The sequence below is a fragment of the Clostridium senegalense genome, assembly GCF_018916625.1.
In the GTDB taxonomy this organism is placed as follows: Bacteria; Bacillota; Clostridia; order Clostridiales; family Clostridiaceae; genus Clostridium_J; species Clostridium_J senegalense.
Window position 1 is genome coordinate 105,358 of record NZ_JAHLNC010000005.1, and the last position, 18,571, is coordinate 123,928.

An 18,571-nucleotide genomic window follows, 5' to 3' on the forward strand; every position below is an offset into this window, starting at 1 on the left:
TAAAACCTCTACTACTTATTTATAGTGGTAGAGGTTTTTATTTTGAGTTATCATATATCTTTTATGAATAATTTATTAAAAAGTTTTTGTTTTGTTGTAAAATAAAGGATTTATTAAGAAGTCACTAGAATTTAATAAATATGAAAATTTACTAAAGGAGGGTTTAGCTTGGTTAAAACTAACAAAGATAAAGTTGTAATGCAAAGTGTTCAAGGTAAAATTCATCATCCAGCTTTTCCACCATCTCCTTATAGAATAAGTCATGAAGGGGAACCAATGGTTTTACCTGCAACCGGTGGAATTTGTTATAATGTTAAGATTGGTGACAGTGCTTTTGGTTTGTCTGGAGACCATATAGAACCAGGTGTTTCAATAAAAAATCCAGATTCTAGAGAAAATAATGCTCTTACTACCCTTTCGTGTATAGGAAATGTTGCAAAGGTAGTTTCTGGTGATGGAAAAGGCGGAATTGGGTATGTAACAGGAATGCATGGTGGAATAGATCATGTTTTAATACATTTTGAAAATGATATTTTAGATGATTTAGCTGTTGATGATAAAATTTTAATAAAAGCATACGGTCAAGGGCTTAAGCTTTTAAATTATGAAGATATAACAGTTATGAATATAGATCCAAATCTTTTTGAAAAATTGCCTATAAAAGAATATGATGGGAAACTTATAGTTAATGTTGCAGCTATAATAGCACCTTATTTAATGGGGTCAGGTATAGGTGCTTCGACTTCTTTTACTGGTGATTATGATATTATGACAGCAGATATAAATGAAGTAAAAAAACATGGAATAGATAAATTAAAATTTGGTGATTTGGTACTTTTAAAAGATTGTGATAATACTTTTGGAAGGGGATATTTATCAGGAGCAGTTTCTATAGGTGTTGTAATTCATAGCGATTGCATTAAGATGGGTCATGGTCCTGGAATCACTACTATATTAACAAGTAAAAAGCCAATAATAGAAGGTATGATAAGTGAGAATAGTAATATAAAAGATTTTATTTAATGAGCTTTTATAAAGAGTTCCTCGTTAAATATATGAAATGGATTATATATTTTGAACTCTTTATATTTATTGGAATTATATGTAAACATATACATTGCCTTTAGATTAAAATTTCACATGAAGTGTTATTAAACAATATGTTATATAAGTGAATAAGTTAGAGATTCAGTTTGTAACTCTATAGTTAAATTAAGTTTAAGTGTGTTAATATTACTTTAGGTGATGTTATGAGAATAAATAGATTAGTTGAAATAATTATAATCCTTTTAAATAAAAAAGTAGTTACTGCAAAAGAACTAGCAGAAAAGTTAGATGTATCTACTAGAACTATATATAGAGATATAGAAGAGCTTTCATTATCAGGTATTCCTATATATGCAAGCAAAGGCACTGGTGGTGGAATATCTTTAATAGAAGAATATACCATTAATAAAGCTATGTTATCGCAAAAGGATAAAGAAAGTTTAATGTTAGCATTAAGTACATTAAAAGCTACTGAAATTCCAAATATAGATAAAGTTTTAAATAAGCTTGGAGCTATATTTAAGAATATGGATTCAAATGATTGGGTTGCTGTTGATTTTTCTAACTGGGGAAATAAACTAAATTCAGATTATAATTTTGAGGATATAAAAGGTTCTATATTAGAAAAGAAGATAATTGAGTTTAGATATATAAATTCTACTGGAGTTAGTAGCATAAGGAAAGTACATCCATATAAACTTATCTTTAAAAGCAAAGAATGGTATTTATGGGGCTTTTCTATTGAAAAAAACGATTTTAGAATATTTAAACTTAGTAGAATTAAAAATTTTAAGATTAAAGATGATACATTTATACGTAAGGAAGTAGATTTAAATTTATCACGTGAAATGAATTTTGAAGTTATAAATTTAAAATTGCGTTTTAGTAAAGAAGTTTTATATAAAATTTATGATTTTTATGATGAAAATTCTATAATAAAAAATCAAGATGGAACCTATGATGTTACTGTAAATTATCCAGAAGGTGAGTGGGTTTATGATCATATATTATCTTATGGTAATAATGTTACAGTTTTAGAACCTAAATTTGTTAGAGATGAAATTATTAGAAGATTAAAGAAAACTTTAATGAATTATAATTTCTAATATGACAAACAGTTGTCATCTATTCTTTGATAATATCATATTAAAGCAGATAATAAAATTTATAGGCTTGCAAAAATAACTTATTTTATAAATTGAAAGGATGTTTTAATATGAATTTTTGTCAAAGTTGCGGAATGCCACTAGTAAATGAAAATGAGGTTAGTGATAATAAGGAATATTGTGTTTATTGTTATAGTAATGGAAAGTTTAAGGCAGATATTTCATTAGATGAAATGATAGAGGCTTGTGTTCCTCATCTTATGAATGCACATAAAGATTTTAGTGAGGAAGCTGCTAGAGAAAATCTAAAAAGTTTCTTACCTACTTTAAAAAGGTGGAAATAAATTAATTGGAGAAGGATAATGGAATCTATACCCTGTAAGACTATTATTACAAAAAATGCTCATCCAAACTATTGGTTTGGAGCAGATTATACAATGAATATATATAAAGGTTGTTGTCATGGTTGTATTTATTGTGATTCTAGAAGTAGTTGCTATGGAATTGAAGAATTTGATAAAATTAAAATAAAAAAAGATGCACTAAAAATAATAGAGGGTGAATTAAAATCTAAAAGAAATAAAGGTGTTATTTGTACAGGAGCAATGAGCGATCCGTACAATCCTTTTGAAAAAAAATTAAACCTAACTAGACAATCGTTAAAGTTATTAAATAAGTATAACTTTGGTGTAGCAATAGCCACTAAAAGTAACTTAATAACTAGAGATATAGATATATTAAAAAATATTAATGATATTTCCCCTGTATGTGTAAAAATGACTATAACAACTTTTGATGATAATATGTGTAAAAGGATAGAGCCAAATGTTAGTTTATCTTCTCAAAGATTTAAAGCTTTAGAGGAACTAGCAAATAACGGTATATATTGTGGTGTTTTAATGATGCCAATTTTGCCCTTTATAAATGATAATGAAGAAAATATAAAAAGTATAATAAAAAGGGCAGAAAATTGTGGAGCAAAATTTATATATCCTTACTTTGGAGTAACTTTAAGAGATAATCAAAGGGAATATTTTTATAAGAAATTAGATAACAACTTTCCTCATATAAAAAATAAATATGAAACAAATTTTAGGTTAAAATATAATTGTCAATCATTAAATAGAAAAATTTTATATGATATTTTTAGAGAACACTGCGATAAGAGCAATATAATTTATAATATGAATAAAATCATTGATGATTATAAATATGACAGAACATCTCAATTAAGTTTTTTTGACTAATGTTTGATTATTTTTTAGGAATCTAAATCTTTTAATTAAATGTTGATTTTAGATTCCTGTCTTTTAATTTTAACCTAAAAATAAAAGATACAAATTTAGTATCCACATATTAGGAGGATTGATATGTTTAACAAATTCAAAATAAATCTTAAAAATTATATACATCATACATATTTTGATAAATATAGATATGTAAAATTAATCTTTATGTTATTGATTTCATCAATGGTAGGATTGGAAATGGCCTTTTTAGGAACTGGTCTTCCTAAAGTTTTAGATTTTATAGTATTTACTGCCGCTACTTTTTTAGGTTTGATAATTCTTATTGTTATTTTGCAGTTAGTATCTTTAATTATAAAAAAAATACCTATAAAAAATCTTCCTTTTATAATTGGATTGTTTATAATTTCTTATATATTCGTGACAAATTTCTTTATAGATACATCATTCGAGGCTGATGTTTTTATATCTATTACTATTGGAATTATACAATTAATATTTATATATAGTATTTTAAAATTGTTAAGTAAAAACAAGAAAAATGGATTTATATGGTCAATATTTATATTTTCATTATTTATAAATATTTCTATGATATATTTTATTGGATTTAAAGGATATGATGAGAATCTTACTGAAAAGTACTTATCATTAAGGGTTGAAAATAATAACGATTCCTCTATCTTTAGAGAGCTTATTAAAAAAGGGGATTATTCAATAAAGAAGTTAAGCTATGGTTCATCTGATAAATATAATTTAAAAACTTCAAAAGTAAATTTATCACCATATGTTTCTGATGAAGAAGGAATTATAGGTAAGCTTAGAAATATATATTGGGGATTCGATTCTTATTCTGTACCTATAACAGGGGATGTGTTTTTTCCTGAAAAAGGTGAAAAACTGCCATTAATTTTAATTGCTCATGGAAATCATACTATGACTACACCATCCCATGAAGGTTATGAATATTTAGCTAACCATCTTGTAAGCAAAGGATATGTTGTAGCTTCTATAAATGAAAATTTTTTGAATTTTTATATAAATTCAAATTTAGCTGATGAAAATGATGCTAGAGCAATTATGATGTTAAATAATATAAAAGAATTTGAAAAATTTAATAATGATAAAGAAAATCCACTTTATAATAAAATAGATATGAATAATATTGCACTAGTGGGACATTCAAGAGGTGGAGAGGCAGTAGCTATAGCTGCATTATTTAATAAATTAAGTTACTATCCTGATGATGGAGATATAAAACTTAATTTCAACTATAATATAAAATCTATAGCAAGTATAGCACCTACTTATAATCAATATAAACCTTCTGGTAAGTCAGTGGAGTTAGAAAATATTAATTATTTTTCAGTTCATGGTTCCTATGACCAAGATGTAACAGAATTTGATGGAAGAGAACAATATGATAATGTTAAATTCACTGATGGAAAAGATTATTTTAAAAGCTATCTTTATATTTATGGAGCAAACCATGGCCAATTCAATAGCACTTGGGGACGATATGATCTTAACAAGCCAATGGGATGGTTTTTAAATACTAAGCCAATTATTAAAGATGAGGATCAAAAAAATATATTAAAAGGATATTTAACTGGTTTTTTTGATTGTACTCTAAAGGATAAGAATGAATATAAAGACATGTTTATAAACTATAAAAATATTCAAAATGATTTACCTAGAACTGTATATGTAAATGAATATGAAGATAGTAATTTTAAAGTTATAGCTAATTATGAAGAAGATTTAGATTTAAAAACATCGTCTTTAAAAGATAGTTCTATATTTGGAAAGAATTTTACCATATGGCGTGAAGAAAAGGTTAGAAGAAGGGATGGTTCTTCTACTAGAAATACAGCAGTTAGACTTAGGTGGTATAAGGGTTCTGGAAGCTTTTATACTATATCACTTCCAGAGAATGATATTTATTTAGAGAATATAAATAATAACTCAATACTGCAATTTTCAGCATGTAGAATGGATAATTACGATGTTTTAAAAAATGAATTTAATGATGTAGATTTTACAATTCAATTGGAAGATGTTAATGGAAATATCTCATCTCTTTTATTAAAAGATTACTATACGTTATATCCTCCATTAAGGTCTAATTTATATAAAAATAACTTTCTAGTTAAAAACAATACAATAGAACATGAACTTCAAAATTTTACTTTCCCAATAGAAGAATTTGTTAAAAACAATTCTAAATTAAATATTAAGAAATTAAAAACTATAAAGTTTGTTTTTGATAAAGGAGTTAAAGGAGATATTCTGCTAGATAATATTGGAGTATGTATTTAAAGACATTTTTTATTATTTAAATAAAAGTTAGTTATGTTTGAACTTTCTAGGTTGTTTTAAACAATATTATATTAATTATACTTTTTAATTTGAGATATAATAAAACCAGTACTTAATAAAATAGTACTGGTTTTCTATTTAAAATTATAATCCTAAAAAACATTGAACATTTTCTACATGTCCTGCAACTTTTACTTTTCTATATATTTTTTCAATATTACCGCTTTCATCAATTATAAAAGTACTTCTTTCAATTCCAATGGTCTTTTTCCCATAGATATTTTTTTCTTTTAAAACTCCATATAAGTTGCACACTTCTTCTTTTTCGTCAGATAATAATACAAATGGTATATTATATTTTTCGATAAATTTATCATGAGATTTTAAAGAATCTCTACTTACACCTAATATTACTGAATTTTTTTCTTTAAAATCGTTATATACGCTTGTAAAGGCTAGTGCTTCTTTAGAACATCCAGAAGTATTATCTTTTGGATAAAAGTATAAAATTACTTTTTCCCCTAAATAATCACTTAATTTATGTTCATTTTTATCACTTCCCATTAATGTAAAATCTGGTGCCTTTATTCCTTCTGTTAAAATTAAATTCTCCATAAAGAAAACTCCTTTCAATTCTAAACATATTATTAATAATAATTATCTCATAGTAAATGTTATTAGTAAAGCGATAAATAAATTGTACTTTTATTCTATATAGTTTTTTAAAATATGCTATAAATTATAAGTACAATTTAAAAAACTATAAAAAATTTTCAGAAATGTGTTTACAAAGTAATTTTAGTATGATACTATAAGTATAAATTATTAATCTTTTCTGAAAAGGTTATATATTTGAATTTGTGCACAAATAAATGTAAATTAAATATTAAATAGACTATGATAGGAAGAGTATTATAGGTTACAGTTTACAGAGAGGGAATATCACTGGCTGGAAGTATTCCTAAATATGACTATAAGAAAACTACCCTGGAGTTATGGCTTATTAGCTTTTAAAGTGAAATGTCATCGGTTAGATGCCGTTATTAAAACGAGAAGAATTGAATTTTAATTCAATTTGGGTGGAACCACGAATATACAGCATTCGTCCCAACAGGGATGGATGCTTTTTGTTTTACCCAAAATCAGTAATGATTTTAAATTAATAATAAAATAATAAATTAAGCTAAAGTTTTACATAAAATTATTGAAATACAAAAACAAAAGTTCTCTTAATATTAAAATAATTACAAACTATGTGTAATATTAAAATTTATAATTAAAATATAATTTTAAAAGTGTACATAGAATTATAATATTAAGCATTTATTATCAAATGAGAATAGAAACTTTATTATAAAATAATTAAAAATGTTTTATGACGATACTTATAAACGACGTATTATATAGCTTTACAATAAAAAATAATAAACATAAATCTTTTTTAAAAATAAATTTATATTTTCAATTGATAAGGAATTTTTGAAAATTAAGCATTAAAAGTTTGAGAATTTATATAAAAAATATTTTGGAGGGATAACAATGAAAATGATAAATATAAGATTAAAAGATAATTCAATAAAAGAAATAGAGGAAAATATTAGTGTATATGAACTTGCTAAATCAATTAGCAACAAATTAGCAAAAGTAGCTATAGTAGGAAGAGTTAATGATGAATTAGTTGATTTAAGTTATAAATTAAAAGAAAATGATAAAGTTGAAATTTTAACATATGAAGATAAAGAAGCTATAGATGTTTTAAGACATTCAACTACTCATATAATGGCACAAGCTGTTCAAAGACTTTATAAAAATGCTAAATTAGCAATAGGACCTTCAATCGACAATGGATTCTACTACGATTTTGATGTTGAAAAAGCTTTTTCAGAACAAGATTTAGAAAAAATTCAATGTGAAATGGATAAAATAATAGAAGAAAATCTTCAATTTGAAAGAATAGATGTATCAAGAGAAGAAGCAATAAAGTTAATGGAAGATAAATGTGAACCATATAAAATAGAACTTATTAAAGAATTACCAGAAGGAGAAAATATTTCACTATATAGACAAGGTGATTTTGTTGATCTTTGCAGAGGACCACATATTCCATCATCAAAATATATAAAAGCTTTTAAATTATTAAGTGTAGCAGGTGCATATTGGAAAGGTAATGAAAAAAATAAAATGCTTCAAAGAATTTATGGTACAGCTTTCGAAGATAAGAAAGCCCTTGATGCATACTTAAACAACTTAGAAGAAGCTAAAAAAAGAGATCATAGAAAGTTAGGTAAAGAGCTTAAATTATTTACAGTTATGGAAGAAGGACCAGGATTCCCATTCTTTTTACCAAATGGAGTAGTGTTAAAAAATACTTTAATAGATTTTTGGAGACAACTTCATATAGAAGATAACTATATAGAAATAGAAACACCTATAATGTTAAATAAAAAATTATGGGAAACTTCAGGACACTGGTATCACTATAAAGAAAATATGTACACTTCTGTTATAGATGAAGAAGAATTTGCATTAAAACCTATGAACTGTCCTGGTGGAATGCTTGTATATAAATCAGAAGCACATTCATATAGAGATTTTCCAATGAGAGTTGCAGAACTTGGAAGAGTTCATAGACATGAACTTTCAGGAGCGTTACATGGACTTATGAGAGTTAGAGCGTTTACTCAAGATGATGCCCATATATTTATGTTACCAGATCAAATAAAATCAGAAATCAAAGGTGTTATATCACTTATTGATAAAGTTTATTCAAAATTTGGATTTAAATATAGTGTAGAACTTTCAACAAGACCAGAAAATTCTATGGGTAGTGATGAAGAATGGGCAATTGCAGAATCTTCATTAAGTGGAGCTCTAGATGAAATAAATATGGAATACAAAATAAATGAAGGTGATGGAGCTTTCTATGGTCCTAAAATAGATTTCCATCTTGAAGATAGTATAGGAAGAACTTGGCAATGTGGTACTATCCAATTAGACTTCCAACTTCCACAAAGATTTGATCTTAACTATATAGGAGCTGATAGTGAAAAACATAGACCAATAGTTATTCATAGAGTAATTTTAGGTAGTATCGAAAGATTTATTGGTATATTAATAGAACATTTTGCTGGAAAATTCCCAACATGGTTAGCGCCAGTTCAAGTAAAGGTACTTCCTATATCAAATAAATTTAATGACTATGCAATGGAAGTAACTAAAACTCTTAAGGATAATAATATAAGAGTTCAATTAGATGATAGAGATGAAAAAGTAGGATACAAAATTAGAGAAGCTAGCAATGAAAAAGTTCCTTATATAATAGTTATAGGTGAAAGAGAAGTTGCTGACAAAACAATTGCACTTAGAACTAGAAAAAACGGTGATCAAGGAACTGTTGCTTTAGAAGAATTTATTAAAAATATTAAAATTGAAATTGAAAATAAAGACATATAAAATTTAATTTGTAATAACTAAAATGTGCTATTAATGAACTGAAAAGTTTATTAATAGCACATTTTTATTTAGTGAAACTCTAAATCAAATATTATTGATAATCACTTGCAATTAGAATGAGAATGTGTTAATATTACTTTGGAAAACAAATATGTAATATAAGTAAAATATTTCATTGAAATGTAATTTAAAACATATTGTATATATTTAAAAATCTAATTTCATTTATACGTTGTGTTTTTGAAAATCAAAATAAGTTGTACATGCTTAGCTGGTTTATAAAATATATTTATTATTAATATAACATTAAAGAAAGAGGTGATATTATGTTATATAAAGTTTTAAATTTTTTACATAAGGAAGGAAATTTTTCAACTAAAGCTATATCTAAATCACTTAAATTACCGGAACCTATTATTGATGATTTAAAAGAAAAGCTGATTAATATGGGGTATATAAAAAAAGTAATTTGTGATGTATCTATGTGTGAAAAATGCTCCTGCGGATGTAACAGTAAGAAACTAAATGATAAAACTGATTGGGAAATAACTGAAAAGGGAATCAATTTATTAAAAAAAATTAGTTAATATATTTAAAAGTAATATACTAGGGAGGTTATTATGAACACATTAGATCAATTAAGTATTGGCGAGAAAATTAAAGTTAAAAGTATAGAAAAAGATAGTGCTGTAAAAAGAAAACTCTTAGATATGGGTATAACACCAGGTGTAGAACTTAAAGTAACTGGCAAAGCGCCTTTTGGCGATCCACTTGAGATTTTAGTAAGAGGATACAAATTAACCCTTAGAAAAGATGAAGCTAAGGTTATTAGCGGAGAATAAAAAGAGGTGATTTTATGATAGTACCTATGAATTTAGCAACAGAAGGTAACACAGTGGAAGTTAAATCTATATCTATGAAAGATGGACTAAACAAAAGACTTGGAGAATTAGGAATTATATCAGGTAATAAAATAAAAATAATTAAAAATGATGGAAGAAGTCTTATAATTTCCATAGAAGATAGTAGATTTGCTTTAGATAACAATATAGCTAAGAATATTATGATAGCAACTTAAAGAAAATTTTTTTGAAATTTTATTGATAATGACTTTCATTATCGAAGAGGGGGATTAAAATGAAGACAATAGCATTAGCAGGTAATCCTAACTGCGGAAAGACTAGTTTGTTTAATATATTAACTAAAGCTAGACAACATGTAGGAAATTGGCCAGGAGTTACTGTAGAAAAAAAAGAAGGTATTTTAAAATATGAAGGTAATGAGTATAGAATTGTAGATTTACCAGGTACTTATAGTTTAGGTGCTTATTCAGAAGATGAGGTTATAGCAAGAAATTATATAGTAAAAGATAATCCGGATGTAGTTATAAACGTAATTGATGCTACTAATATAGAAAGAAACTTATATCTTACACTACAATTGATAGAAATGGGAGCTAAAGTAGTAATAGCTTTAAATATGATGGATGAAGCTGAAAGTAAAGAAATTTCTATTAAAATAAAAGAACTTTCTAAAAAACTTGGGATAGATGTTATACCAACAGTTGCTGTAAAAAATAAAGGTATAGATAATCTTATAAAAGCTAGTATAAAGGATAACATTAATACTTCAAATATAAAAATTAATTATGGTGAAGATATCAATAAAGAGTTAGAAGGTTTAGCAAAATCTATTGAAGAAAATGTTAAAAATAGTACTCTTTCTTCAAAATGGGCTGCATTAAAACTTTTAGAAAATGATTCTCATATAAAAAGAGAACTTAATATCGATGAAGATGATAAGTTGAAAAAGCAACTAGAAGGATGTTACAAAGGAATTGAAGAAAAAGTTGGATTTGAACCGGAAATGGCTATTGTAAATGAAAGGTATTCTGTAATATCTGAAATTGTATCAGATACTGTAACTAGAAAAGAACAATCTAAAGAAACTTTTTCAGATAAAATAGATAAAGTTGTAACTAATAAATTTTTAGGAATTCCTATATTCGGAATAATTATGTATTTATTATATCAAATTACATTTACTGTTGGTGCAGGAATTCAAGATTGGACTGATGTTCTTATTAACTCATTAGGGGAACATACCGGTGCTTTCCTCATAAATGTAGGAGCTCCAGAAGTTTTATCAAGTTTTGTTAGCGATGCAATTTTTGGTGGTTTAGCAGCTGTAATAGCTTTCCTACCTTTAATTATGGTGATGTATTTCTTAATTGGTATATTAGAAGACAGTGGTTATATGGCCAGAGCTGCTTATGTTATGGATAAATTAATGAGAGCTTTAGGTCTTCATGGAAAAACCTTTGTTTCTATGCTTGTTAGTATCGGATGTAATGTTCCTGGTATAATGGCAACAAGAACTCTTGAAAATAAAAAAGATAGAATGATTGCAATACTTATAAATCCATTTATTTCTTGTGGTGCAAGACTTCCTGTATATTTATTATTTATAACAGCATTTTTTGAGAAAAATCAAGCTTTAATATTATTCGGCCTTTATGCCGGTGGGCTTGTTGTGGCGCTTTTAATGGGAAAAATATTTAGTAAAACGTTATTTAAAGGTGAACCTTCTTATTTTGTAATGGAACTTCCAAGTTATAAAGTACCATCAATCAAAAATGTTGTAATGTTAATGTGGGATAAAGCTGGTGCATTTATTAAAAAAGCAGGAAAAGTTATTTTACCAGTAATGGTGGTTCTTTGGGCATTATCTAACTTCCCATTAGGTGTTGAACCTAATAGTGAAGAGTCACTTCTTGGAATTATAGGTGGTTTCTTTGCTCCATTATTTACTTTAGCTGGTTTTGGAACATGGCAAGCTGGTATATCTCTTATAACTGGTATATTAGCTAAAGAAACTGTTGTAGCTACAATGGGATTAATTTATGCTGGTGTAGAAGAAGGTGTTGCAGTAACAACTGCAATTCAATCAATATTTACTCCACTATCTGCCTTATCTTTTATGGTAATGTCTTTATTATATACACCTTGTTTAGTTGCTCTTGGTGCGGTAAAAAGAGAAACTAACTCTTGGAAATGGACATTATTCACAGCAGTTTATACATTTGTAGTTGCATGGATAGCGGCAGTACTTGTATATCAAGTAGGTTTATTACTTGGATTTAAATAATAAAATCTAAAATTAATAAAATATCTATAAACTAAACACTTTTAGTTTATAGATATTTTTTATTTTGAAAAATATATTCAGTATTTATAAAAACTTTTATAAATCTATATTCTATAAGTAAGTTTTCCTACATATTTAATGCAATTATATCATATATTTATATTAATAGAACTTTCTAAAGGAGATTTTATGGCTACAGGATATATACGGGTTCAAGTTTCTTTTGCAAAAGAAGCTATGCCAGTTCAAAATTGTAAAGTCACTATTCGTAAATTTAACGATGAAGATATATCCTTTGAAAAAGTGTTATATACTAATATCAGTGGAATAGCAGAAACTATAGCATTAGACGCACCAGCAGAAGAGTTTTCACAAACAGCTCAAAATAAGGTTATACCTTATAAATTGTATACTATTACAGCTGAGGCGGAAGGGTATATACCTACGGTTATAAATGGGGTTCAAATTTTCCCAAATGTAACAGCTCTTCAAAAGATAGAAATGTTTCTTAAAAATCCTAAATATGATATAAAAGAAAACATATTAAATATTCCTCCTCATCAACTTACTTTAAGTGAGCCAAGGAATAAACAAGTAGGACCAAAAGTTGCACAGTATCTTTTAAAAGAGACATATATTCCTAAATATATAACTGTCCATTTAGGTGAACCCAATGAATACGCAGAAGATGTAACAGTAGCTTTTCCAGAGTATATTAAAAATGTTGCTTGTAGTGAGATTTACCCAACTTGGCGTAACGAAGCTTTAAAAGCGAATATTCGTGCTCAAGTTTCTTTTGCATTAAATAGAGTTTATACTTCATGGTATAGAGATAAAGGATATAGTTTTGAAATTACTAATTCTAAAGCATATGATCAATGTTTTGAATTAGGACGAAATTATTTTACTAATGTAAGCCAAATGGTTGATGATATATTTAATCAATATATATCTAAAATAGGATTACTTGAACCATTATTTGCAACATTTTGTAATGGTATAACAGTTACTTGTAATGGTTTATCTCAATGGGGATCTTTGGATTTAGCAATTAGAGGCTATGACGGCTTTGGAATATTACAACATTATTATGGATATGATATTTCACTAATTATGGCTAATAATATAGAAGGTATGTTAGCACCTTATCCCGGAAACACTTTAATGCTAAATAGTAAAGAAGAAGATGTTAAAATTATACAGTTAAAATTAAATGAAATCAGTAATAATTATACTGCTATACCTAAAATCCCAAAAGTGGATGGGTTCTTTGATGTTACTACTGAAAAAGCAGTTATTGCATTTCAAAATATTTTCAATTTAATACCTGATGGAATAGTAGGTATTTCTACATGGAATAGAATTTATTTTATTTATGCTGCTGTTTTAAATTTAGAAGAAGTAGAAGCACTTAGTAGTACTGATGAGTATAAATATGTTACTCTTAAAGAAGGCTCTACAGGGGATGAAGTAAAACTTTTACAATATTATTTATTAATTATATCTAATATTTATAACGAAATACCAAAAGTTAAAATTACTGGAGTTTTTGATGAAGATACTAAAAATGCAGTTTTAGCTTTTCAAAAGTATTTTAATATGTTAGTTGATGGTATAGTAGGACGAAATACCTGGGAAAAGCTTATTGAAATATATTATGAAATTGAAAGTACATTCCCTAAAAGCAATAAAAACCAATTTCCTTCTAACTATATGCTAAAAGAAGGATCTATAGGAGATGAAGTAAGGTTACTTCAATATCATCTTGCTGTTATTTCAGATATATATCCAACTATATCTAAACCTAAAATTACTGGAGTTTTTGATGCTGAAACTAAAAAATCTGTATTAGATTTTCAAAGATACTTCGGGCTTGATGAAACTGGAAATGTAGATTATAATACATGGAATAAAATACAAGGGGTATTTTATGGATTAAAACCATTTTAAAAAGAATAAAAGAAAAGAGTCATATCACTTTTAATTTGGATATGGCTCTTTTCTTTTATTTACTAGATTTTGAAGAGTATATATTAATTATAGAAACTACAATAATAATTCCATAACCTATTAAAGATAGGTAGTCAGGTATTTCTTTAAAAAGAACAAATCCATATAATGCAGCAAATAAAAGACCAATATAATCAAACATAGATATTTCACTAGCTGGAGCATTTTTATATGCCAATGTTAAAAAGATTTGCCCTAATGTAAATGAAAGACCTCCTAATATTAGAAATGTTATGTTGGTTAATGTTAAAGCACTTGTGTTAACAAAAATCCATGGACTCATAGTTATAGTTGCTATGCCAGTAAAAGACAGTATAACTGTAAAAAAGCTTTCTTTATCACCTAGAACTCTTATCATTGTATAAGCTAAACCAGCACTTAATGCAGAAATAACTCCCATTAATGCTGGTATTATAGCTGCATTAAATTGGGGCTTAATAACAAATAAACTTCCTATAAAAGCTAACAATAAGAATATAAGCTGCTTTTTAGTGATTCTTTCTTTTAATATAAAAAATGAAAATATTATTGTGAAAAATGGACTTAATTTAGTAAGTATCGTTGCATCTGCAAGTAATAAGTATTCTATGGAATAATATAAAGTTAATATGGAAACTGTTCCCATAATACCTCTTAAAAACAAATACTTTCTATTTTCTCTTTTACCTAAAAAAGAATCCTTTCTCTTAAGTATTATTATAGAAATTATAATTGTTGCTACTGCATTTGAAATGAAAGTTTTTTGATATGGACTACATTCAAGTGCTAATTTTGCAAAAAGATTCATAGTTGCAAAAGATAAAGAAGCTAGTATTATATAAATAATTCCTTTAATTTTGTTGTTACTACTCATTTATTTTCTCCTTAATTATATTTTAAAAGTACTAAACAATTATATATTAAATTTATATTTTTTTCCACTTTCATAATGCAAATACTTAATTTATAGTTTATTAACAGGGATTATACAAGTGGTTGTAGAATTAAATTATTATACTATTTATATTAATGATACTTAATATATTGTTTATAAGTTTTACTAATAAAAAATATACTAATATATAATGCTTTAAGTTGACTTTATAGAATTTTGTTATCTTTTTAAGAATTGATTTTTAAAATAGACAAAATTCTAAATTTAGCTTCTTTAATAAATTATTAAAATCCCCTAGTTTATTTAACATATATATGTTAAAATTCATATGGTTTTAAAATAATTTACATTTTTATGTACAAAGGAGGCCAATATGCTTAATGTTAGCTTAGTATTAGGTATACTTGTCAGTTTTTCTATGTTTTTATTAATTTTTTTAAAAAGAAAATTTATTATAAAGTCATATATAGAATCATTTTATGTTATGACATATTTTAATTTGTGCTATTTAGCCTATGCTATAGAGTATCATAGTTTAATTAGTTTTAAAAGTTTATTTGTATTAGCACTGATGGGAATTTTATATTATATTTCTTTTGATCATGGAAAATATAGTTATAGCATTTATGGTGAACATGGCTATTCTGTTGATGATTTGATTTTATACTATTTAAGAAAAAATAACATAAAATTCAAAACTGTTAATAATTCATATATTTTATATTTTTATGATGAAATATTAAAAATAGAAGTAAATTCATTAAATATATGCAGCAATATCTCGCTAAATACTAATGCTAGTAATACCAACAGATTAGACGCTCTTGCTGAAGATATAAATTCATATTTTAATACACAACGTAAAAAGCATTCTTTAAAATCTAAAATGTTATATTCAAGTTTTTTATTCATATTTGTAATATTGACGGTGGCATCTATTTTACAACTAAATAATATATTAATATAAGAGGGCATACTTTCCCTCTTATATTAATATATTAAGTTTTCAAAATTTTCTATAATTTAAAATTGAATTATATTTTATTGGGTTTATAATTTACATCTTTACCAAGATTGAGCAATAAATATTTATTAATATTTTAAATTTAAATATGTATTTAAGCTTAATTTTGGATTATTATATCTCATAAGGTTCCAAGTTGACTCTTAAAGTCATCTATTCCAAAACTTGGATACCTAAAATAGTGAGACATGCTCTAAATCACTTAGAATTCAACACTGCATCTTGTATAAAAATATTTTAAGATTATTGAATAAATTTAAATTGGAGCTTGTTTCCCTATATATATAGAAGATTTCAATTTCTAATTTATTTTAATATATGTTTTGTAAAGGGGTGTTTTTATGAGTTTCAAAAAAATCAAACAACCGAAAACTATATATATAAACGATAGATTAAAACTAACAAAAGTCACGAAAGACAGATATAAGTTGGCACTGCCCTGGTACAGCAATCCAGAGATATTATATTATTCTGAAGGTAGGGATATAGCACCTTATGAAATAGAAAAAATAACTAAAATGTATGATTATTTATCGTCAATTGGTGAATTATACTTTATAGAAATTTTAGAAAATAATTCTTGGAAAGCTATAGGAGATGTAACTTTATCACAAGAAAATTTACCTATAGTTATAGGGGATAGTGATTATTTTGGAAAAGGTATTGGAAAACAAGTTGTATCTACATTGATAAATCGTGCTAAAATCTTAGGATTAACAGAACTTCATATACCTTTAGTTTATAAATATAATATAAGATCTCAAAAGCTTTTTACTTCTCTTGGATTTACTCTTTTACAAGAAAATGATGACTATTACTCATATGTACTAACTTTATAGTTTATCTTGATTCTGAAATTATATAATTTATAAAAAATAGAGCTTAAAAGGATATTATTATTCATTGATAAACATTATTCAACTTTGATTTATATAATTTAAATTTTTTTAAAATTAAATTCATTGATAATTGTACAAGTGGGCGAAAGTTTTTTGCTCACTTTTGGTTTTTTATTTCAATGTGTTTGCTACCTCTTTTTAGGTTATTTTTTCTGTTTTTTATTACATTTATTATTATATAGTTAATTACTACCTCTTTTTAAGATTTATTATTATAACTTATATTTTATATTTATTTTTAACTCAATATAATAAAAGTTATATTGAGTTAAACTTATTTTCTATAATTATCAACAGTTAATCATTTATTTGTTTACCAATTTATGATATAATTTATAGTGTAAACATTAAGTTTACGTTGAAAACTTAATGTTTACAATTAATAAGCATATATAGAAGTAAACAAATTTTATAGATTTAAGGAGAATTTTTATGGATACGACTTTTAGTGTAAGAATAAGTGATGAATTAAAGGAAAAATTTAATGATTTAGCACAAAAACAAGGAATAAACAACAAAGAATTCATGGAAACTATGGTAAAATTCTATGAGTTAAATTCAATTAAGGATGATAACTTTAGTATTAATGATGATATTAAAGAATTGCAAAACATTACAGGAAGAATTGTAGACATTTTTATAAATTCTACAGAGCGAAATAAAATAAAATTTCAAGAAGTAACTAATTTAAATAAAGAAGCTAATGTATTGAAAGAAGGAGAGATAAATAATCTTAAAAAGGAGATAGCTACATTAAAAGAAGAAAATAATAAATTAAAAGAGCTTAATAAAGAAATTGATAAAAGAGATAAGAAAATAAGTTCTTTAGAAAGTGATTTAAATCAATTAAAAAACTTTAATGTTATGTTAGAAGAAAAAAATAAAGATATGGAAAAATCACTATATGAGTTTAAAAGCATAAAAGAGGTCGATGAAAAGAAAAATAAATTGATAAATGATTTAGAAAAAGAAATTTTAACTTTAAAAAATCACTTAAAAGAAAAAGAGCTTAAAGTTGAAAATCTCGAAGAAAAACTTACTATTTTACAAAATAATTATAAAAAAGAGGTAGAGGAGTTAACTAATAAAAATATATATTTAAGTGAAATGGAACTTGAAAAAATTAAACTTGAATATGAAAGAAAAATGTTAACTTTAGAAGAAGGATATAAAGAAAGATTAAGTAGTAAAGAAACAGAACTAAATAATAAAATAATGCATCTTATGGAAAAACGTGAGGAAGACGGGGAAGTTATACGTAAGCTTATAATGGGAACTCAAAAGAATAACGAAAAATAATATGTTATAAATAATAGGTTTAAGAATTGGTGATAATTATTTAAATACACATTCCATTTATGTTTTAATAAGTAAATATAGAGAGAAAATTTACACAACAAAAACATTTTACAAATATTCATTAAGGTGAGTGGAGACCATTTTAT

Annotated in this window: 16 protein-coding genes and 1 other annotated feature; of the genes, 14 read left to right on the top strand and 2 right to left on the bottom strand. The window is 25.5% G+C overall.

What is annotated here, in order from left to right:
• The first annotated feature begins 168 nt into the window (after positions 1-168).
• The 5 genes from KQI36_RS10475 to KQI36_RS10495 all read left to right on the top strand — a co-directional run bounded on the left by KQI36_RS10475 (position 169) and on the right by KQI36_RS10495 (position 5,719).
• Complete coding sequence (locus KQI36_RS10475; RefSeq protein WP_216450823.1) at positions 169-1,023, top strand: DUF4438 domain-containing protein; 855 nt, start codon at positions 169-171, stop codon at positions 1,021-1,023.
• Between the two features lie 227 nt (positions 1,024-1,250).
• Entirely contained in the window at positions 1,251-2,153 is a 903-nt protein-coding gene (locus KQI36_RS10480) for a helix-turn-helix transcriptional regulator (RefSeq protein WP_216450824.1), read from the top strand.
• A 110-nt stretch (positions 2,154-2,263) separates the two neighbouring features.
• Positions 2,264-2,497, top strand: a complete 234-nt coding sequence (locus KQI36_RS10485; protein ID WP_010297217.1) for a zinc ribbon domain-containing protein — start codon at positions 2,264-2,266, stop codon at positions 2,495-2,497.
• Positions 2,498-2,515: 18 nt separating this feature from the next.
• Complete coding sequence (locus KQI36_RS10490; protein WP_216450825.1) at positions 2,516-3,400, top strand: SPL family radical SAM protein; 885 nt, start codon at positions 2,516-2,518, stop codon at positions 3,398-3,400.
• A gap of 123 nt (positions 3,401-3,523) precedes the next feature.
• Positions 3,524-5,719 (top strand): alpha/beta hydrolase family protein, encoded by a 2,196-nt coding sequence (locus KQI36_RS10495; protein ID WP_216450826.1) that lies wholly within the window; start codon positions 3,524-3,526, stop codon positions 5,717-5,719.
• Positions 5,720-5,863: 144 nt separating this feature from the next.
• Here KQI36_RS10495 and KQI36_RS10500 read toward each other — a convergent pair whose 3' ends face one another.
• Complete coding sequence (locus KQI36_RS10500) at positions 5,864-6,334, bottom strand: peroxiredoxin (RefSeq protein ID WP_216450827.1); 471 nt, start codon at positions 6,332-6,334, stop codon at positions 5,864-5,866.
• 273 nt (positions 6,335-6,607) lie between these two features.
• Positions 6,608-6,832: a binding site (T-box leader), on the top strand.
• A gap of 432 nt (positions 6,833-7,264) precedes the next feature.
• On the opposite strand from KQI36_RS10500, the gene thrS reads away from it, so the two are divergent.
• From thrS to KQI36_RS10530, 6 genes are all read left to right on the top strand, one after another.
• Positions 7,265-9,172 (top strand): threonine--tRNA ligase, encoded by a 1,908-nt coding sequence (thrS, locus tag KQI36_RS10505; RefSeq protein WP_216450919.1) that lies wholly within the window; start codon positions 7,265-7,267, stop codon positions 9,170-9,172.
• Between the two features lie 326 nt (positions 9,173-9,498).
• On the top strand, positions 9,499-9,759 hold the full coding sequence (locus KQI36_RS10510; protein WP_010297203.1) for a FeoC-like transcriptional regulator: 261 nt from the start codon (positions 9,499-9,501) through the stop codon (positions 9,757-9,759).
• 33 nt (positions 9,760-9,792) lie between these two features.
• Positions 9,793-10,014: a FeoA family protein gene (locus KQI36_RS10515; RefSeq protein ID WP_010297200.1), complete on the top strand. Its 222-nt coding sequence runs from the start codon at positions 9,793-9,795 to the stop codon at positions 10,012-10,014.
• A 14-nt stretch (positions 10,015-10,028) separates the two neighbouring features.
• Complete coding sequence (locus KQI36_RS10520; RefSeq protein ID WP_010297197.1) at positions 10,029-10,250, top strand: FeoA family protein; 222 nt, start codon at positions 10,029-10,031, stop codon at positions 10,248-10,250.
• A 59-nt stretch (positions 10,251-10,309) separates the two neighbouring features.
• Complete coding sequence (feoB, locus tag KQI36_RS10525; protein ID WP_216450828.1) at positions 10,310-12,319, top strand: ferrous iron transport protein B; 2,010 nt, start codon at positions 10,310-10,312, stop codon at positions 12,317-12,319.
• A 189-nt stretch (positions 12,320-12,508) separates the two neighbouring features.
• Positions 12,509-14,269 carry a peptidoglycan-binding protein gene (locus KQI36_RS10530; RefSeq protein WP_244991558.1) on the top strand — a complete coding sequence of 587 codons (1,761 nt, stop codon included), beginning with the start codon at positions 12,509-12,511 and terminating at the stop codon, positions 14,267-14,269.
• Between the two features lie 55 nt (positions 14,270-14,324).
• Here the strand turns inward: KQI36_RS10530 and KQI36_RS10535 are convergent, their stop codons facing one another.
• Positions 14,325-15,182: a DMT family transporter gene (locus KQI36_RS10535; RefSeq protein WP_216450829.1), complete on the bottom strand. Its 858-nt coding sequence runs from the start codon at positions 15,180-15,182 to the stop codon at positions 14,325-14,327.
• Between the two features lie 394 nt (positions 15,183-15,576).
• Between KQI36_RS10535 and KQI36_RS10540 the strand changes: the two genes are divergently transcribed.
• The 3 genes from KQI36_RS10540 (at position 15,577) to KQI36_RS10550 (ending at position 18,425) form a co-directional block, all read left to right on the top strand.
• On the top strand, positions 15,577-16,170 hold the full coding sequence (locus KQI36_RS10540; protein WP_216450830.1) for a hypothetical protein: 594 nt from the start codon (positions 15,577-15,579) through the stop codon (positions 16,168-16,170).
• A gap of 398 nt (positions 16,171-16,568) precedes the next feature.
• Positions 16,569-17,066, top strand: coding sequence for a GNAT family N-acetyltransferase (locus KQI36_RS10545; protein ID WP_010297179.1), 498 nt, complete (start codon positions 16,569-16,571; stop codon positions 17,064-17,066).
• Positions 17,067-17,558: 492 nt separating this feature from the next.
• On the top strand, positions 17,559-18,425 hold the full coding sequence (locus KQI36_RS10550) for a coiled-coil domain-containing protein (protein ID WP_216450831.1): 867 nt from the start codon (positions 17,559-17,561) through the stop codon (positions 18,423-18,425).
• Positions 18,426-18,571 lie beyond the last annotated feature (146 nt).